Below are 18,034 nucleotides of genomic sequence, written 5' to 3'. Positions count from 1 at the left end.
CACGATGCCCGCCCAGGCGCCTGCCGCTCGGGCCCGCTCCGCTTGCAGCCGCCTGGGCGGGCATCGTGCTGGGCAGCCTGCCCCTCTACGCGCTGGGGCTCGGCGTGGCCCTGCGCCTCGGCCGCAACGCCGCCATCGGCGCCGGCGCGGCGGGGGTGCTCCTCGCGTTCTTCTCAGTGGGCGGACTTGCGCACGGCCTCATGACCGGCGAGCTCACCGGTGCCCTGGCGACGCCCCTGAGCTGGGTGCCGCTCGCCTGGCCCGCGCGCCTGGGGTCGCTCGGGGTAGAGGCCTTCATCGACGCCGCACGCGCGGCGGGCCCTCTCCTCACGACTGCGCTCGCTGGCCTCGTGCTCACCCTGGCAACCACCGCCGTCCTTATCGCCTGGTTCTGCCGCTTCGAGGACGGGAGGGCAGATGCGTAGGAAGCCGCTCGCCGCCGTGCTCGCCCTCCTCTCCACAGCGCTCGTCCTGGGCGGGAATGCCCCGCTCGACGCCGGCTGGGGGTCGGCGCTGCGCTCGATCGCCGACCGCGTGCTGCCCAACCCTGAGATTGCCATGTGGGCGCCCGCGCCCGAGCCCGGCAGCCACGCGAGCTCCTACGCCGACGCCACCGGGGCGGGGGCGAACTACGTCTACCTGGTGGACGCGGCGGACGACAGGGGCAATGTCCGAGAGCTCCAGCTCATCTTCTTCGGGCGGGAGTCGGACGGCGAGGGCTGGCTCGAGATCGAGGCGCGCGGCGGCTCGGGCGTGCGCTACCGCGCGTGCAACGCGGCCGAGGCACCCGCAGCTGCGCGCGGGGCTCTGGACCGCTGAGCGCGGCGCAAGTACAATACCGACGGGAGTTTCAGGAGGTCGAACATGGCGAGGATACTGGCAGTGGATGATGAGCGGGCGATCCTCGACGCGCTCGCGCGCGTCCTCGGCCGCGACGGCCATGAGGTCATCAGGGCGGCGGACCCGACGGCGGTCCCGGGGACGGACCTCTCGCGCTTCGACCTCGTGCTCTGCGACGTCATGATGCCGGGGCTCGACGGCTTCGAGCTCGTGCGGCAGATCCGCCCGGACTTCGACGGGCCCATCATCTTCCTGACCGCGCGCGTGGCCGAGGAGGACGCCGTGGCCGGCTACGGCCTGGGCGCCGACGACTACGTCCGCAAGCCCTTCGGGGCCGCGGAGCTGCGCGCCAAGGTCGCGGCCCATCTACGCCGTGAGCGCCGGCCGCGCTCGCACGCCCTCTCCTTCGGAGAGGTGCGGATCGACCTCGGGGCGCGCGGCCTCGCCGTGAGCGGCGAGGCCGTGCCGCTCACGCCCACCGAGTACGCCATCTGCGAGTACCTCGCCCGCCACCCCGGGCAGGTCATGAGCCGCGCGCAGATACGCGAGGCGGTGCTCGGCTGGGAGAGCGACGCCGACGACGCGGCCATATCAATGCAGGTCAGCCGCGCCCGGAGGAAACTCTCCGAGGCCGGCGCCGATCCGATCGCGACCGTCTGGGGGATGGGGTACAAGTGGCAGCTCTGAGGACCGGGGCGCGAGGTCGCGAGGGCATGCCGCTCTCCTTCGTCATCGCGCGCTACTTCGCCTACGCGTTCGCGGCGGTCGCCACGGCGTGGCTCGCCTCGTTCATGGCGCTCTCCGCGGCGATCAACGCGGGCTTCGTCTACGAGGCAAGCTGGGGGCCGGCCAATGTGCGCGAGGTCGCGGAGGGCCTGGCACGCGACGGCGTCTGCGGGCAGCAGGACGTGCCGACGGCGTACCGCTACCTCATCCTGAACAAGGACGGATACGTGCTGATGACAGACCTCGAGGGCACGCGGCTCGAGGGCGCGGCGGAAATGGCCCGTGCGGCACTCGCCGCGGATCCGGGCACAGTGGAGATCGAGGGCGGGGGCTCGGGCCTCACCTACGCCGCGTTCCCGCTCAAGGGCGGCGGGGCCTGCGCACTCGTCAGCGAGTACCTGCCGCAGTGGGTCTCGCGCGACCTCGCCGGCCTGCTTCCCAACCCGCAGAATCTCATGCTCGTCGGCGCCGCGGGAGGAAGCGCGCTCGCGCTCGCGCTCGTGGCGCGCCGCGCGAGCCGCGTGATCTCGCGCAAGATGGCGCCGCTCGCGGAGGCGGCGGGGCGCGTCGGCGCGGGGGAGCTCGACTTCGCGGTCGGCAGCACCAACGTGCGCGAGGTGAACGACGTCCTCGCCGCGATGGACGCCATGCGGGCCTCCCTCGCTGAGTCGCTCGAGGCCCGCTGGGCCGCGGAGCGGGGACAGCGCGAGCAGGTGGCGTCGCTCGCCCACGACCTCAAGACGCCGCTCACCGTGCTGCGCGCCAACGCCGACTTCGTGGCGGAGGAGCTGGAAGACGAGAAAGACGCCGACCTCGCGGCCGCCGCGCGCGACATAGCCGGCGGTGTCGAAAGGCTCGACGGCTACGTGCGCCTGCTCATCGAGGCCTCGCGCGGGTCCGGCGGGGCGGAGAGGGCCCCCATGCGGCCGGCCGAGCTCTGCGAACAGGTCCTCGCCGAGGCCGCCCAGATCGCCCGGGCGCGAGGCGTGACGCTCGACGCGGCCACGGGCCCCGCTGTCGCGGGCGCGCCCGAGGCCCCACTCGACCGAACCACCCTGGCGCGAGCCGCCGCGAACCTCATGGCCAACGCCGCCGAGCACGCGCGCTCGCGCGTGGCGGTCTCCTGCGACGTCGCGGGCGGACACCTCGTCATCGAGGTGTCCGACGACGGACCGGGCTTCTCTCCCGCCGCCCTCGAACGCGGCTGCGAGCGCCTCTTCACAGACGACTCCTCCCGCTCCTCGCTCGACGGAGGCCGCCACTACGGGCTCGGCCTCCACGCCGCCTCCGAGGCCGCGAGCGCCCACGGGGGCTCCGTCTCGCTCGCCAACAGCCCCTCGGGCGGCGCGGTGGCCACCATCGCGGTCCCCCTGCGCGGGGCCTGACGACTCAGGCCCTCACACCGGCGTGGCTCGCAACCAAACGCTTCCATCTTGAAATACGGGGAGTAAATGGCGAAATCGCAGGTGAAAGGGAGTAAAAAGGCAAAGAAAAAGGCTCCGTCCCAACGCGGGAACGGAGGCTCGATTATCGTATTTACTCACCGCCGTCGCTGGCGGCTTTGCCGTGACTCTCGTACGAAACGAAACTCAGCGGCACAGTGCGGCACTCAAAAGTGCAGTTCAGAACCCTATCGGCCTACTCCCACTCGATCGTCGCGGGGGGCTTGCTGGTTATATCATACACCACGCGGTTCACGCCGGGGACTTCGGCTACGATGCGACCCGAAATGCGGGCCAACACGTCGTAGGGGAGGCGGGCCCAGTCGGCGGTCATGGCGTCGCTGCTTTCCACGGCGCGCAGGATCACGGGGCGGGCGTAGGTGCGCTCGTCGCCCATGACGCCCACGCTCTTGATGTCGGGCAGCACGGCGAAGTACTGCCACACGGTGTGCTCGCTGTTGCGCTCGCCGGTCTCGGCGAACAGGCGCTCGTTGTAGGCGTCCAGCTCCTCGCGCACGATGGCGTCGGCGTTCTTCAAAATAGTCAGCTTCTCCCCGTCCACATCGCCGATGATGCGGATGGCCAAACCCGGGCCCGGGAAGGGCTGGCGGTGCACGATGTAGTCGGGCAGCCCCAGCGCGGTGCCGAGCGCGCGCACCTCGTCCTTGAAGAAGTGGTCCAGCGGCTCGATCAGGTCGAAATGCACACCCTCGGGGAACGGGATGAGGTTGTGGTGGCTCTTGATGGTGCTCGCCTTCCCGCCGGTCTTGCGCGCGCCGCTCTCGATGATGTCGGGGTAAATGGTACCCTGGGCCAGGTACTTCACCGGGCGCCCGTCCTGGGCCAGGTCCTCCGCCACGGCGAAGAACTCCTTCCAGAACTGCGTGCCGATGATGCGGCGCTTCTCCTCCGGGTCGGTCACGCCGGCCAGCAACTCCAGGTAGCGCTCCTCGGCGTGCACGTGGATGAAGTCCACGTCGAACTGCTTCGTGAACACCTCTTCCACTTCCTCGGGCTCGCCCTTGCGCAGCAGACCGTGGTTCACGAACACGCAGGTCAGCTGCTTGCCGATGGCGCGGGCGCACAGCGCCGCCACTACCGACGAGTCCACGCCGCCCGAAAGGCCCAGGATCACACGGTCGTCGCCCACCTCGGCGCGGATGGCCGCCACCGAGTCCTCGATTATGGAATCCATGGTCCAATCGGGCTCAAGCTCGCACACGCCGAACAGGAAGTTGCGCAGCATCGTCTGGCCGAACTCGGTATGGCGCACCTCGGGGTGGAACTGCGTAGCGAACAGTTTGCGCTCGGGGTACTCCATGGACGCCACCGGGCACACCTCGGTGCGCGACGTGATGGCGAAGCCCTCGGGCACGCGGCTCACGGCATCGCGATGGCTCATCCACACGGTCTGCTCGCCAGGAGTGCCGTCGAACAGCGCCGACTCGCCGGCACGCGTGATGACCGCCGGGCCGTACTCGCCCTTCTCGGTATGCGCCACCTCCCCGCCGAGCGCCACGGCCATGGCCTGCTGACCGTAGCAGAAGCCAAGCACCGGAATGCCCAGGCCGAGAATCTCGGGGTCGATAGAGGGAGCATCCTCCGCGTACACGCTGGCCGGACCGCCCGACAGGATGATAGCCGCCGGCGCCATGGCGCGCACCTCGTCGGCCGTGATGTCGCATGGCACGATCTCGGAATACACGTGCAGATCGCGCACGCGGCGGGCGATGAGCTGCCCGTACTGCGCGCCGAAATCGACGACGATGACAATCTGCTCCGGGGTTGCGGACTCGGCCACGGTGCCTCCTTGGGGTTGCGGAATGTTCGAAGGCGATTTTACACCTCGCCAGCCGCCCCCGCGTTTCCAGCGTGGGAAATCTCGTTGAATTACGCCAAATACTTCTCCCGCAGGGCAGCACGTTTCTCGGGGCCGAAGTCGAGAGCCTCGGTCAAATAGGCGTCGAAGGTGCCGAATGTGTCGGTCACAGCAGCCATGGCGGCATTGTAGTAGTCGACGTAGGCGTAGAAGAACGCGTCCACATCGGCGTCGACCCCGCGCAAAGCCGGCAGTTTCGCGGCCAGAGCGTCTAAAACACCCTCGGCCCGATTGCGCGCGAACAAGTTCGTGGCCAGATAGTCGGCCCGCACATCGGCCTCGGACACACCGAGCGCCCGCTCGACAACGACGGCGCCCAAGCCCGCCCGGTCCTTGCCCTCGGTGCAGTGCCACAGCACCGCCCCGCCGTCAGATTCCAACAGCACGTCCAAAAGCCCGCGGTAGGCCGCACGGCCCGCCTTGCCCAGAAGAATCTGCGGGTACATCTTCCGCACCGCCTCGTGGGGCTGGGCGCTCACCGCCTCGAGCGCCTTCGCGTCCTGCGCGAGGCTCGCCCCATGGGTGATGCCGATAGTCTCCCCCGAAAGCGCCGGAAAGTCGTAGAACACCACGCCTTCCATACGCTCGCGCGGGTCGGGCTCCTTGTCGCGCTCCACCTCGGTGCGGAAGTCCACCACACCCTCCAGGCGGTAATCGGCCAGAAGGCGCGCCAGATCGCTCTCAGCCGCCTTGCGCAGGGCGCCCGACCGCAACAGCAGCGCCGGCTTCACCCGGCGCCCGTCGGCTGCGGGCAAGCCGCCCAGGTCGCGGGTGTTGCGCAGCCCCTCGAAGGGGATGTGGCCAAACTCGGAAAACCCGGGAATCGCCTCGGGAAGCTCTATCTTTGCCGGCATCTGCGTCTGGGCCATGGGTGCTCCCTCTCTCGCGAAGTAGTTTCCCCCTATGGTAGCGGGAACGGGACTCGAGCGCGCTCGAGGGCCGAACCTGTCAAGGGCCTGTTGGGAAATCAGGAGCGGCTCGTCGCCCCCTCGCCGGCCGGCTTGCCGCGACCGGCGCCGGCGGCTTCGGCCACTTCCCCGTCGAAGAACGCCTCATCGGCAGGGGCCATGGCGTCGGCCACCTCATGGCGGTTCGCATAGCCCGTGAGAATCAGCGTGAGGGCCCCGTCGCCGGTCACGTTGCAGGCGGTGCCGAAGCTGTCCTGCAGCGCAAACACTGTGAGAACCAGCGCCGTACCGGCCCCATCGAAGCCCAAAAGGCCCGTGACCAAGCCGAGCGAGGCCATCACCGTGCCGCCCGGCACCCCCGGCGCCCCGATGGCGAACACGCCCAAAAGCACGCAGAACAAAAGCATCGTCGGCAGGCTCGGCAGCGCTCCGTACAGAATTTGGGACACCACCATGCAGAAGAACACCTCGGTGAGCACCGATCCGCACAGATGGATGTTGGCGAACAGCGGAATGCCGAAGCTCACCATGTCGCGCCGCAGGGTCTTCGCCTGGCCGGCGCATTCCAGCGCCACGCCCAGGGTGGCCGCCGACGACATGGTGCCCACGGCCGTCAGGTAGGCCGCCCCGTAATGGCGCAGCACCTCCCAGGGATTCGTGCGCGAGTAGGCCCCAGCTGCACCGTAGAGCACCCCGAGCCACACGAAGTGCCCCACGAGCACGATGGCAATAACCACCAGGAACACCGGCAGCTGGCTCGTGAGCGTCCCTTCCCAGGCCAGACCGGCGAAGGTGCACACGATGAAGAACGGCAGAATGGGAATGACGATCTTCACCACAATGGTCAGCACCATGCGCTGGAACTCCACCAATAGCGCCGTGAACCGCGACGCCTTCGCCCACACCGCCGCCAGACCCAGCATGAGCGCCAGGGCCAGGGCGCTTGTCACGGGCATGATGGCGGGAATGTCAAGGGGAAACTCCAAGCTGGGCACCTCGCGCAGGGCCTCCGCGCCCTCGGCCAGGGTAAGGTGCGGAATGATCCCGAAGCCCGCGGCCATGGAAAGCAGCGCGGCTCCCAGGGTAGACAGGTAGGCCGCAAGAAGCGCCACGCCCAGAATGCGCGACACGTTCTCGCCCAGCTTGGCAATGGACGGCGCGATGAAGCCGACGATGATGAGCGGCACGCAGAACACGATGACCTGCCGCAGCACGTCGCCAATGGTAGCCACCACGGCAATGACCTCGGCAGACGTCACCGAACCAATCCCGAGGCCCGCCGCCACCGCCACCAGCAATATGAAGGGCAGGCTCGTGACCACCTGCTTGAGAATGGCCGCGCCGCCGCGCTTCGTCGTCTCCATCGCTCTCTCCCCTTTCCCTATGAGGCCCGCGCGAACACCGCTTCGGAGACCTCCACGGGCCGGGCCGGATCGCCCACCCAATCGTTCATGCTGCCGGCGTACAGCCGCAGCTCGGTATAGCCCACGCTCGCCAGATAGTCGCAGGCAATCTTCGCGTGGATGCCCGACTGGCAGTACACGATGACGGCGTCTTCGGGGAAGATGCCCTCGCCGCGGAACAGCTCGGCCAAGGTTTCGGCCGGGTCGTCGCTGGCCGCCGCCACATCGAGGCGCACGTTCAGCGCTGTGGGAATGTGGCCCGCATCGTAGAGCAACGGCGGCCGCACGTCCACCAAGGGCATGGACCCTCTCTCGCGCTCCACGTAATCGGCATCGACAACCTGATAAGCTCTCATGACATCACCTTCCGAGAATCGTTGCTCAGGGCGCATCGGGAACAAGAACGGGAACGGGGCAGGACAACGGCGCGACAACGGCGCCGCCATCCCGAGCCGCCGTGCCGAACAGCGCCTCGCCCCCATGGTAGCGCTGGGGGCTGCGGAAACGGACAACGGCGTCGTTACGCTTTGCTTGCCGCTGAGCGGAAAAGTAGAATCTCCCCCACTCCCCCTTGACAGCGTTGTGACATTGCCTATACTTATGAATAGTTGTTCATATGTTGTTACGTTCAGAAGGAGCCGCCATGGCTAAGCCCGCATCACTGGAACAAGAGGCACAGCAGGTCGTGGAAACCGCCTGCGCCCAGATGATCGACTGCCCCTGCGGTTGCAACCGCGAATCCACGGCCACCTTGTTTACGGAAATGCCCGACGAGGAGCTGCTCTTCGATGTGGCCGACCTGTTCAAGGCGTTCTCGGACACCACGCGCATCAAGATCCTGTTCGCGCTCATGGGCGGCCCCCTAAGCGTCACCGACATCACCGAGGCCGTCGGCTGCACCCAAAGCGCGGTGAGCCACCAGCTGCGCACCTTGAAGCAGGCCCGCCTCGTGAAAGCCGCCCGCGATGGCAAGAACGTCATCTACTCGCTGTCCGACGACCACGTGTTCACCATGCTCGCCCAGGGCATGACCCACGTCTGCGAGTAACCCGCACCGCGCACCCCAAGCACGCCCCCCCCCGAGCCCGACCGCTCGACCACCCGCAAGCCACCACCACGTCCCCCCCCCGAAGGGACCCCGCCGAGAAAGGAACTACCATGCGGAAATCATTCAAGCTGGAGAACCTCGACTGCGCCAACTGCGCCGCGAAGATGGAAACGGGCATCAACCAGCTGCCCGGCGTGAACAAGGCGTCCATCTCCTTCATGACGAGCAAGCTCGTCATCGACGCCGACACCGACGATGCCGAGGCCTTCGCCGCCATCGTCGACGCCGCCCAGCAGGTATGCACCAGCTACGAGAAAGACTGCCTCATCAAACGGTAGAACCGAGCATTTTTCCGATTTGTAAGAGCAGCGCGAGGGTTCGGGGTGATGCTCGACGCGCAGTTCCGCAGCGAACGGAAGTGTCCGGTGGACACTTCCGCCGAGCGAGGACTGTCTGAGCATCGAGTATTACCCCGAAGCCTCGCGCGAACGGCAAGAAACAGGACCCCACCATGAGCCCCAAGCAAAAACGCCTCCTCACCCGCATCATCGTCGCCCTCGTCATCTTCTTCGCCATCATCATCGTGGAAGAGACCGGCCTTTTGCGCGCCGCCTTCGGCAGCCCCGGCGACGTGTACGCCGAGTTCGCGCTCTTCCTCATCCCCTACCTCATCGCCGGCTACGACGTCATCGCCAGCGCCTTCCGCAACCTCTTCCGCGGCCACGCCCTCGACGAGGACTTCCTCATGACCGTGGCCACCTTCGGCGCCTTCGCGCTGGTGCTGTTCCCCCACACTGAGCCGCACATGGCCGAGGGCGCCGCCGTCATGCTGTTCTTCCAGGTAGGCGAGCTGTTCCAAAGCTATGCCGTGGACAAATCACGGAAATCCATCGCCGATATGATGGACATCGCGCCGGAGTTCGCCAACGTCATGGAAGAGGGGAAACTGAAGCAGGTGGATCCCTTCGAGCTGGCCCCCGACGACGAGTTCATCGTCATGCCCGGCGAGCGCATCCCACTGGACGGCGTCATCCTCACCGGCGACAGCCAGATCGATACCGCAGCGCTCACCGGCGAATCGGTGCCCCGCACGGCGCGCCCGGGCGACGAGGTTATCTCCGGCTGCGTGAACCTCACGGGCAAGCTCACGGTACGCGCCACGAAGCCCTTCGAGGACTCCACCGTGAGCCGCATCCTGGAACTGGTGGAGAACGCCGCCGAGAAGAAGGCCCGCACCGAGAACTTCATCACGCGCTTCGCCCGCGTGTACACCCCCATCGTCGTGGGCGTGGCGGCCGTGCTCGCCATCGTGCCCCCGCTGCTGTTCGGCGGCGATTGGGCCGACTGGGTGCTGCGCGGCCTCACTTTCCTCGTGGTGTCGTGCCCCTGCGCGCTGGTGATCTCGGTGCCCCTGTCGTTCTTCGGCGGCATCGGGGGCGCCTCGCGCCTCGGTATTCTGGTGAAGGGGTCGAACTACCTGGAGGCCCTGGGCTCCACGGAAACCGTCGTGTTCGACAAGACCGGCACGCTCACCGACGGCACCTTCGCCGTGACCGAGCTGGCGTGCGCCCCCGGCGTGACCGAGGCCGAGCTTGTGGCCACCGCCGCCGCGGCCGAGGCTTTCTCCACCCATCCCATCGCCCAATCGGTGCGAGCCTACGGCGACGCCATGGCGAAGGGGGAACGGTCGGGTGGCGACGCCATGGCGAATGGGGAACGGTCGGGCGGCGACGCCATGGCGAATGCGGAACGACCCGCTGCCAACGTCGCTCCGCTGGCCGAGCGCGTCCGCGACGTGCGCGAGGTGAGCGGCCAGGGTGTAGAGGCCGTCGTGGACGGTCGCGGCGTGCTCGTGGGCAACGGCAAGCTCATGGCCGCCCATGGCGTGCCCTTCCAGGCGACCGATGCTGCGGGCACCGTGCTGTACGTTGCCGCCGACGGGGCCTTCCTCGGCACCATCGTCATCGCCGACACCATCAAGCCCACGGCAGCCCAGGCCATCGCCGACTTGCACGCGGCCGGCGTGAGGAAGACCGTCATGCTCACCGGAGACCGCACCGATGTGGCCGCCTCGGTCGCCGCCCGCCTCGGTATCGACGAGGTGCACGCCGAGCTGCTGCCCCAGGACAAGGTGGCGGAAGTGGAAAAGCTGCTGGCCGCCACCGAGCGCGACACCCGCGGCAAGGGCAAGCTCGCCTTCGTCGGCGACGGCATCAACGACGCGCCGGTGCTCACCCGCGCCGACATCGGCATCGCCATGGGCGCCATGGGGTCGGACGCCGCCATCGAGGCCGCCGACATCGTGCTCATGAACGACAACCCCGACGACATCGCGAAGGCCATCGACGTGGCCCGACGCACCATGCGCATCGTGTGGCAGAACATCATCTTCGCCCTCGGCATCAAGTTCGCCGTGCTCGTGCTGGCCGCCTTCGGCATCGCGAACATGTGGATGGCCGTCTTCGCCGACGTGGGCGTGGCCGTCATCGCCATCCTGAACGCCATGCGCGCCATGAACGTGAGCCGCTACGAGAAGCGGTAAGCCCCCAAATCAGCATTTCGGCAACCAGAAGTTCACAGACCCGCCCATAGCCCCCGATTTCTCCGGTCGGGGGCTATGCTTTTCACTGCGCGACGCCTTCCCATCCGCTCCGTGCGATCCCGCAGGATCGCTCCGGGACGCTGGCCCCCAAGGCTGCGCGACCCGGCAGTTCCCGATTATTATGGAGGTTCGTCATGAAAGACGAGAAGGAGACCTTGCGCAAGACCGACGAGAGCATTCACGTAATGGAGGGCTTCGACCCCGCCATCCTCTCCGATGTGCCCGCACCGGTCGTGTCGCTGTATATTCCCGTTCACCACAGCGAGCGCGAGGAACGCCGCGACATCTGGGATCGCGACATGTTCAAGGATCTCATGAAAGACGCCGAGCGCACCCTGGCCGAAAGCTACGGCAAGGACGCCTATAAGGGCATCCTGGAGAAAGCCGACTACCTGCTCGCCCATCCCGACATGCCGCTGTGGCTGCACGCTGGCGAGGGCCTCGGCTTCCTCATGGGCAACGACGACGTGTACGTGTACAACCTGTTCTTCGCCCCCGATCCCATGGTGGCCGCCGGCGACACCTATTTCGTGAAGCCGCTGCTGCGCAACTTCCAGTACGGCACCGAGTACTACATCCTGGAGCTGGGCAACGACCGCTTCAGCTGGGTGAAGGGCGACCGCACCCATGTTCAGCGCCAGCAGCTGCCGCGCGAGGTGCACGACTTCTTCAGCGAGCTCTTCGCCAACAGCGACGACACCGCCGCCGACATGAAGAAGGACGAGCTGGGCGCCCTGGACTACATCACCTTGGAAGGCCACATGGGCCAGTACCACGACCACCAGTCGCGCAACGACGTGAAGAAGGAAGACGCCGCCCAGTGGTTCCGCTACGTGAACAAGGCCGTGAACGACTACCTCGTGCGCGACGACACCACGCCCATTATCCTATGCTGCGACGAGGAGTACGAGCACGCCTTCCGCAAGATCTGCACCCTGCGCCACCTGCTGCCCGAAGGCATCAAGAAGGATCCGGCCGGCCTTGACGGCAAGGCGCTCTTGGATGAGTCGCTGGCCGTGATGGACGGCATCCGCGATGCGAACATCAAGCAGGCCGCTGAGCAGTTCGGCGCCGATGCGGCCCACGGGAAGGCCTCCGACGACTTCGACGCCATCGGTATGGCACTCGCTGAGCGCCGCGTGGCGGCTCTGTTCATGGTGAAGGGGAAGATCCTGCCCGGCGGCTTCGACATCAACACCGGCACCGTCACCTTCGACGGCAACCCGAACCCGGTCGACGACGGCTACATCGACCCGGCCGCGCCCGACATCACCGACGCCTTCGCCCAGGCAGCCCTGGCCCAGGACGCCCACATCTACATCGTGGACCAGGATCAGATGCCCACCGCCTCGCCGGTGGCCGCACTGTTCCGCTACGCGGAGTAGGCGCTGGCGCCGTAACTCTGCCGCACGGCAAAGCCCGCGACACGCCGCCGCCTCGCATCGGCCTTTCCAGGAGCCACCTTCAGGTGGCTCCTTTTGTGCCTGGAAACCGCCAAGAGCTCGGCACCCGCCCCATGGGACTCGACAGGCTCGACAACCTTTTGTCGAGTCCTCGACAAATCACTTGTCGAGCCTGTCGAGCCTGTCGAGTCGGTCGAGTCTGTACCGATTTGTCGAGATTTCGGCACCGCCTCGACGCGCTCGGCCCTTTGCGCTCACATCGCGACAGGTCGTCTCGTGGCGAGGATTGCGAGGGCGAGCGGGGCGACGACGAGGAAAAGCCCGGCGAGGGCGAACAGGACAGGCGCGCCCGTGGCCACGATGAGGGCGCCGAAGAGCAGGCCCGAGGCGCCGATGCCCACGTCCACGGCGTTCTGCTGCTGGGAGATAAGCGAGGCCCGGCGGCCCTCGGGCGCCCGCTTGGCCAGAAGCGCCACCGCACTCGTGACCGTGCCGAAATACCCGATGCCCACGAGCAGCCCCGCTCCGGCGAGCAGAGCCGGAATCATCGGAAGCACCGCCACGAGGGCGATGCCCGCGCCCATGACGGCAGCGAAGGCGGCCACCACCCCCGAAGCCGCCCTGCGATCCACCAGCCACCCCGCGAGCGGGTTGGCGATAAGACCGCCCGCCCCGACGAGCGCCATGAGCATTCCCGCGTTGGCCTCGGGTGCCGCCGCCTCGGCGAAGGAAGTGGCGAAGTTGGTGACGAGGCCGTAGCCGAGCGCAGACAAAAGCGTGACGGCGAGCGCGACGACCACCGCCGCGCGCCCGTCTCCCGGCATCCGGGCGGTCGCCGACGTCGCGAGGTCTTCCCGACGCGCTCCCGGCAATGCCCCGGCAGCGTCCCGTTGCGTTCCCGACGAAGCTGCCGCCGTCGCCGTCCGCGCCTCGTCCGCCGGCGTCGCGGCATCCTCCCCCGATGCGCTCCGCCATCCCGCTCGCGCCCCTTTCGCCTCCCCCTCGCTTCCCGCCGGCCGGCAGCAGCGGGCGGGCACGAGCACCGCGCAGAGAAGCCCGACGGCGGCCAAAGCCCCGCATCCGGCGAAGGCGACGCCGTAGCCGACGGCACCCACCAGCGAGAACATGAGAGGCGCGGCCACCATGAGCGCCACCGACGACACGAATCGGTACAGCCCCAACGCCAACCCCGACCGCGCCCGCGCGCTCGCCGCGCTCACCGCCGCCATGGCGCAGGGAAAGAACGCCGCCATCCCCACGGCCTGCAGACAGCGCACCGCCAGAACCGCCGCGAAGTCGTGGCACAGTCCCAGCAGAGGCGCGCCGACCACGTACGCCGCCAGACCGAGCAGCATGGGCCCCTTCGCTCCCCTCCGGTCGGCCCATGGCCCGACGACGAAGCGCAGGACCACCGCCAGGGCCAGAAACACCGTGGCCTGCAGCCCCGCCTGGAACAAGTCGCCGCCCAGGGCAACCACGCACAGGGGCACGTAGATCATGCACGCATGATTGCATCCGTAGGCGCAGAACCCCGCCGCGAACAGCAGCGCCAGCGTCCCGCGGCCGTTTCCCTTCCCCACAACTCCCCTCCTCGCCGGATGCCATCGTATCTGCGGCATCCTACCAAACCGCCCCCGGCTCTTCCGCCCAGCCTTGGGTGCACCCCTATCCTACTTCAAGGATAAACCCGCGCGCGCCTCTTCGGCGAAGACACGCAGCCCCTCGGCATCGCGCACCCGCACCGGTCGCGCGCTTTTCTCCACCAAGCCCAGCTTGCGCAGATGCGACAGCGCGTTGCTCACCGTGTTGCGATGGGTGCCGATGATAGCCGCCAACTCGTCAATAGAATAGGGCACCGTCGTCTCGCCGTCGCTCGCCAGCGCATAGAGCAGCTGCGCCACCCGCTGCACGCCGGTCTTGAACGATAGGTTCGCAATCTCCCCTGTCTGTGAGTTCGTGATGGAGAACAAATACTCGATGTAGGCCATATAGAACTCGGTATGCTCATCGCAGAAGTCGATGAGGTCGGCGTAGTCGATGGCGAGCAGCTCGCAGTCGGTCACCGCCTCGGCCGTCGAGCACGTCATGCGGTCGCGCTTGAACCCCTGAAACGCGAACTGGGTGCCCACCGCATGGTAGAACAGCGTCTTCACGGCGCCCTCGGCCGACGACAGGTACAGCCGCACGATGCCCGCGGCCACGTGGTAGGTGAAGGGATGGCGCTCCTCGGCGCCGAAGATGATCTCCCCCTTCCGATACCGCCGCCGCTCGAAAGGCAGATCGGCCTGGCCCACGAGCTCGTCGGTGGTGAACACCGTCGGATAGCGCTCGGCATCGATGAACTGCATCAGATTGGAATCCATGGCGCCCTCCTCCTTATGCGAGCGCCTCCCCGAGGGAGGGAGGCGGGAAGGCGCTCGCCGCGTATGGATCGTTCGTATTCTAGCAGTAGCGCACCGACGGCTCGGTGCCCTCCTCGGGCAGAAGCGGTTCGGCGGACAGCTCGGCCATGAGCTTCGATACCTCGCTCGTCTCGTCGCTGATCTCTCCGAAGATACGAGCCTCGGCCGGGCAGCTGCACACGCACAGCGGCTCCTCGCCACGCTCCACGCGGGGCCGGCAGAAATCGCACTTCATGGCAATGCCCAGGGCGTCGGCCACCACCGGGGCCTCATAGGGGCACGACTTCGCGCAGGCTCCGCAGCCGATGCACACGGACGGATCGCTCTCCACGATGCCGTCCTCCTCGCGCTTGGCCATAGCGCCCGTGGGGCAGTTCGCCACGCAGGCCGGCGAGGCGCAGTGGTTGCACAAATGAGGGCGGAAGGTCACCGACACGTTCGGATAGGTGCCCGTCACCAGGTAGTTCTTGCTCTGGCCCACCGTTTCCAGATAGCCCAGGTACACATCGGTCGGGCACTCGTGCAGCAGATGGCAGCCCACCACGCAGGTCTGGCAGCCCACGCAGCGCTCCGTGCGCACGAGCATTCCGTATTGCTTCTCAGCCATAATTCCCCCTTAAGCCTTCTCAACTTCGATCATGATGTCGTTGAACGCGCTGTTCGTCTGCGAGTAATGCTCCTCGGCGGGACTCAGCGTCAGGTGGCTGAGGTACTGATGGCTGCCGCCGAGCACGTGCTCGGGCGTCCAGCCGGCCTGGGCCGCCGTCACGCCGGGCATGATGCCCTCGGTCACGAACGCCGTCATCTTCGCCTCGCCGCGGTCGTTGAACAGCCGCACCACATCCCCGTGCGCAATGCCGCGGGCCTCGGCGTCCACCGGGTTGATCTGCAGGGTCTGCTCCATCTGCACCGCATGAAGCGCCGGGCAGTCGCAGTGCTGGGTGTGCACGTTCATGCGGTCGTGGTAGGTGAGGTGCATGAGCGGGTACTTCGCCGCCAGCTCCGGATTGGAGTACTCGATAGCCGGTGTGTGCAGGGGCACCTGCTCGTCGAACTCCACCATGTCCTCGGTGTAGAACTCGAAGCGACCCGTGGGGGTCTGGTACTGCTGGTCCTCGAAGACGATGAGCGGCTCATCGTAGATGCCCGTCGGCATGCCCCACATGCCCTCCTTCACCGCCTCGTCGAAGTCGAAGCCCTCGAAGGCGGAGCTTTCGGGGTTCGGCCAGGAGCGCACCCATTCCTCGGGCGTCTTGCTCCACAAATGCCCCAGGCCCACGCGCTCGGCCAGCATGGTCATCATCTCGCAGTCCGACTTGCTCTCGCCGAGAGGCTCGATGGCCGGCTTCACGAGGAACACCCAGGGAGCGCGGTCGTACAAATCCCAGTACTCCCACAGACTCGTGGCGGGCAGCACGTAGTCGGCGTACTTCGCCGTCCAGGTCCACCACGGGTCGGCCACCACGATGGTAGAGATGTTCGGGAACACCTCGTCGATAATGCGATGGGCATCCGGGCTCTGGTTCAGGAAGTTCGACACGTTGAACCAAATGAAGTCGCAGCGAACGGGGTCGTGGTCCACAGCGCACTGGTAGATGAGCGAGCTCTTCACCATGTTCGCCGTATTCTCGCCGGTGTCGGCCCATTCGTCGTAGAGGAACTCGGGCGCTGTCTCGCCGGGCACCGGCTTGTTGGCCTTCGTGCCGCCGGCATGGGACGCGCCGCCGCCGTGCACGCCCACATACCCCGCCACCGCCGCCAGCACGGCCACCGTGCGGAACGACTGGTAGGAGTTGTAGGTGCGCTGCATGCCCTGGCCCATGCGGATACCTGCGGGCTTCGCCTCGCTGTACTCGCGGGCAAAGGTCTCGATGACGTCCACCGGCACGCCCGACAACTCGCTGGCGCGCTCCAAGGGATACTCGGCCGCCCGCTCCTTCAGATGCACGAAGGCCGGCTTCACGGCCACGCCGTCAGCGTCGAAGGAACCCTCGATGGGTGCTTCCACGCCCTCGGTGTCGGCGGGCACGGCCTTGCCGGACGCGGGATCCCACACCATGTAGGCATCGCCCTCGCCGCGCAGGTACTTCCCGTCGTCGTCGCGCACGAGCAAACTGCCGCAGCTGTGCTTGGCGAGGAACTCCTTATCGTGGCGGTCGTTGGCGATGATCCAGTTGATCATGCCGAGCGCGAGCGCCGAGTCGCCGCCGGGGCGGATGGGAATCCACTGGTCGGCGATGGTGGCGGTAGAGGAGAAGCGCGGATCAATGTAGACGATCTTCGCACCGCGCTCGCGGGCGCGCACAATGTAGCGCAGCTCGCTCGTGTGGGTGTCGGCCAAGTTGCGGCCCCAGATGACCACCATGTTCGAGTTCTGCTCGTAGTCGCGCGTGTCGTGGGCGCCGCGGATGACGCCGTAGACCATCTTCATGCCCATGGAAGCGCCGTGATCGCCCATGATGCCCTCGATGTCCCAGGTGGTGGCACCGTAGCATCCGGCGAAGCGCGTGGCCGACTGCATGGCCAGCTTGCTCTGGTTGCCCGTGAACGAGTAGAACGAGCAGGCGGTGGGGCCGTATTTCTCCTTCGACTCCTCCAGACGCACCGCGATCTCGTCCATGGCCTGATCCCAGCTGATGCGCTCGAATTCGCCGCTGCCGCGCTCGCCCGTGCGCTTCATGGGGTACATGACGCGCAGGTCCTCGTTCTGCACGCGCTCGATGAACGACATGGAGCGCAGGCAGGCGTTGGCGTAATCGGGACGGCCCGGCATCTCGCCCGGCTCCACGGCCACGAGTTTGCCGTCGCGCACGTGGCCCTTCAGCAGGCAGCGCGAGGTGCAGTTGTAGCTGCAGCACGCGTAGGAGTACTCGGTGGCGGCCAGCTTTTCGGCGGCCTCATCGGTGCCCGCGCCCGTCTCGGCCAGGTTGTCGGCCGCCTTCTCGGCCGGAGCGCATCCCGCGGCACCGAGCCCCAAGGCGCTTGCCACGGTAATCCAGCCGACGCCCTTGATGAAGGTGCGGCGGTGCATCTTCCCGTCTTTCACGAATTCGATCGGACGCGTGTCCTCAGAGAGGTTCTCGATGGCGCACTTCTCGTTATCGCCCATAACTCCCCCTTCTCGTGTTGTCGCGCGGTATACCCGGAACGGCACCCCGACACCCCGTCCCCCTCCCGCTCGTCGCGGTCGAGAACGGAACGCCCGAGCGGCTCCATCCCTTTCGAATACCGCGCTCGTCTCTTCTCCGTTTCGCGCGATGAGAGCATGGTACGGAAAACCGTGCGGCTGTTTCCACACAGAATTGGGTGGCGCACATCTCGCGCCACGGTGCACGGGCTGCGCTTGACCCCATCGCCTGCGGGCCTTTTGTCGAGCTCTCA

General features: G+C 67.2%; 16 protein-coding genes. 8 read left to right on the top strand and 8 right to left on the bottom strand.

Annotated features, from left to right (window positions below):
* From F8D48_RS11620 to F8D48_RS05440, 4 genes are all read left to right on the top strand, one after another.
* Positions 1-425, top strand: a 425-nt coding sequence (locus F8D48_RS11620; RefSeq protein ID WP_478209565.1) for an ABC-2 family transporter permease, incomplete at its 5' end; no start/stop codon positions are given.
* A complete protein-coding gene (locus F8D48_RS05450) occupies positions 418-819 on the top strand; it encodes a hypothetical protein (protein WP_151430310.1) in 402 nt (133 codons plus the stop codon). The genes F8D48_RS11620 and F8D48_RS05450, both read left to right, overlap by 8 nt.
* Positions 820-864: 45 nt before the next feature.
* Positions 865-1,527: a response regulator transcription factor gene (locus F8D48_RS05445; protein ID WP_151430308.1), complete on the top strand. Its 663-nt coding sequence runs from the start codon at positions 865-867 to the stop codon at positions 1,525-1,527.
* A 26-nt stretch (positions 1,528-1,553) separates the two neighbouring features.
* Positions 1,554-2,951 (top strand): sensor histidine kinase, encoded by a 1,398-nt coding sequence (locus F8D48_RS05440; RefSeq protein ID WP_151430306.1) that lies wholly within the window; start codon positions 1,554-1,556, stop codon positions 2,949-2,951.
* 253 nt (positions 2,952-3,204) lie between these two features.
* On the opposite strand, the gene guaA is transcribed toward F8D48_RS05440, so the two are convergent.
* The 4 genes from guaA to F8D48_RS05420 all read right to left on the bottom strand — a co-directional run bounded on the left by guaA (position 3,205) and on the right by F8D48_RS05420 (position 7,554).
* Complete coding sequence (gene guaA / locus F8D48_RS05435) at positions 3,205-4,809, bottom strand: glutamine-hydrolyzing GMP synthase (protein WP_151430304.1); 1,605 nt, start codon at positions 4,807-4,809, stop codon at positions 3,205-3,207.
* An 89-nt stretch (positions 4,810-4,898) separates the two neighbouring features.
* Positions 4,899-5,756 (bottom strand): tyrosine-protein phosphatase, encoded by an 858-nt coding sequence (locus F8D48_RS05430; protein ID WP_151430302.1) that lies wholly within the window; start codon positions 5,754-5,756, stop codon positions 4,899-4,901.
* A gap of 98 nt (positions 5,757-5,854) precedes the next feature.
* A complete protein-coding gene (locus F8D48_RS05425; protein ID WP_151430300.1) occupies positions 5,855-7,159 on the bottom strand; it encodes a cation:dicarboxylate symporter family transporter in 1,305 nt (434 codons plus the stop codon).
* A 17-nt stretch (positions 7,160-7,176) separates the two neighbouring features.
* A complete protein-coding gene (locus F8D48_RS05420; RefSeq protein ID WP_170272741.1) occupies positions 7,177-7,554 on the bottom strand; it encodes a sulfurtransferase in 378 nt (125 codons plus the stop codon).
* Positions 7,555-7,904: 350 nt separating this feature from the next.
* Here F8D48_RS05420 and F8D48_RS05415 point away from each other — a divergent pair, with 350 nt between their 5' ends.
* The 4 genes from F8D48_RS05415 to F8D48_RS05400 all read left to right on the top strand — a co-directional run bounded on the left by F8D48_RS05415 (position 7,905) and on the right by F8D48_RS05400 (position 12,233).
* Complete coding sequence (locus F8D48_RS05415; RefSeq protein WP_051127496.1) at positions 7,905-8,246, top strand: ArsR/SmtB family transcription factor; 342 nt, start codon at positions 7,905-7,907, stop codon at positions 8,244-8,246.
* A gap of 110 nt (positions 8,247-8,356) precedes the next feature.
* A complete protein-coding gene (locus F8D48_RS05410; protein WP_016309500.1) occupies positions 8,357-8,584 on the top strand; it encodes a cation transporter in 228 nt (75 codons plus the stop codon).
* Between the two features lie 173 nt (positions 8,585-8,757).
* The gene (locus tag F8D48_RS05405) at positions 8,758-10,788 is read left to right on the top strand and encodes a heavy metal translocating P-type ATPase (RefSeq protein ID WP_151430296.1); all 2,031 of its coding nucleotides are present in this window, start codon (positions 8,758-8,760) and stop codon (positions 10,786-10,788) included.
* Between the two features lie 194 nt (positions 10,789-10,982).
* On the top strand, positions 10,983-12,233 hold the full coding sequence (locus F8D48_RS05400; protein WP_151430294.1) for a baeRF8 domain-containing protein: 1,251 nt from the start codon (positions 10,983-10,985) through the stop codon (positions 12,231-12,233).
* Between the two features lie 272 nt (positions 12,234-12,505).
* Here the strand turns inward: F8D48_RS05400 and F8D48_RS05395 are convergent, their stop codons facing one another.
* The 4 genes from F8D48_RS05395 to F8D48_RS05380 all read right to left on the bottom strand — a co-directional run bounded on the left by F8D48_RS05395 (position 12,506) and on the right by F8D48_RS05380 (position 17,762).
* Positions 12,506-13,831: an MFS transporter gene (locus F8D48_RS05395; protein WP_170272740.1), complete on the bottom strand. Its 1,326-nt coding sequence runs from the start codon at positions 13,829-13,831 to the stop codon at positions 12,506-12,508.
* Positions 13,832-13,921: 90 nt separating this feature from the next.
* Positions 13,922-14,614, bottom strand: coding sequence for a Crp/Fnr family transcriptional regulator (locus tag F8D48_RS05390; RefSeq protein ID WP_151430290.1), 693 nt, complete (start codon positions 14,612-14,614; stop codon positions 13,922-13,924).
* A gap of 79 nt (positions 14,615-14,693) precedes the next feature.
* Positions 14,694-15,260: a 4Fe-4S dicluster domain-containing protein gene (locus F8D48_RS05385; RefSeq protein ID WP_151430288.1), complete on the bottom strand. Its 567-nt coding sequence runs from the start codon at positions 15,258-15,260 to the stop codon at positions 14,694-14,696.
* Positions 15,261-15,269: 9 nt separating this feature from the next.
* Complete coding sequence (locus F8D48_RS05380; protein ID WP_151430286.1) at positions 15,270-17,762, bottom strand: molybdopterin-dependent oxidoreductase; 2,493 nt, start codon at positions 17,760-17,762, stop codon at positions 15,270-15,272.
* Between the last annotated feature and the right edge of the window lie 272 nt (positions 17,763-18,034).

Source organism: Adlercreutzia muris, from assembly GCF_008831045.1.
GTDB lineage: Bacteria > Actinomycetota > Coriobacteriia > Coriobacteriales > Eggerthellaceae > Adlercreutzia > Adlercreutzia muris.
Note: the sequence above shows the minus strand (reverse complement) of the source record. Positions and strands in the feature narration are given on the sequence as shown.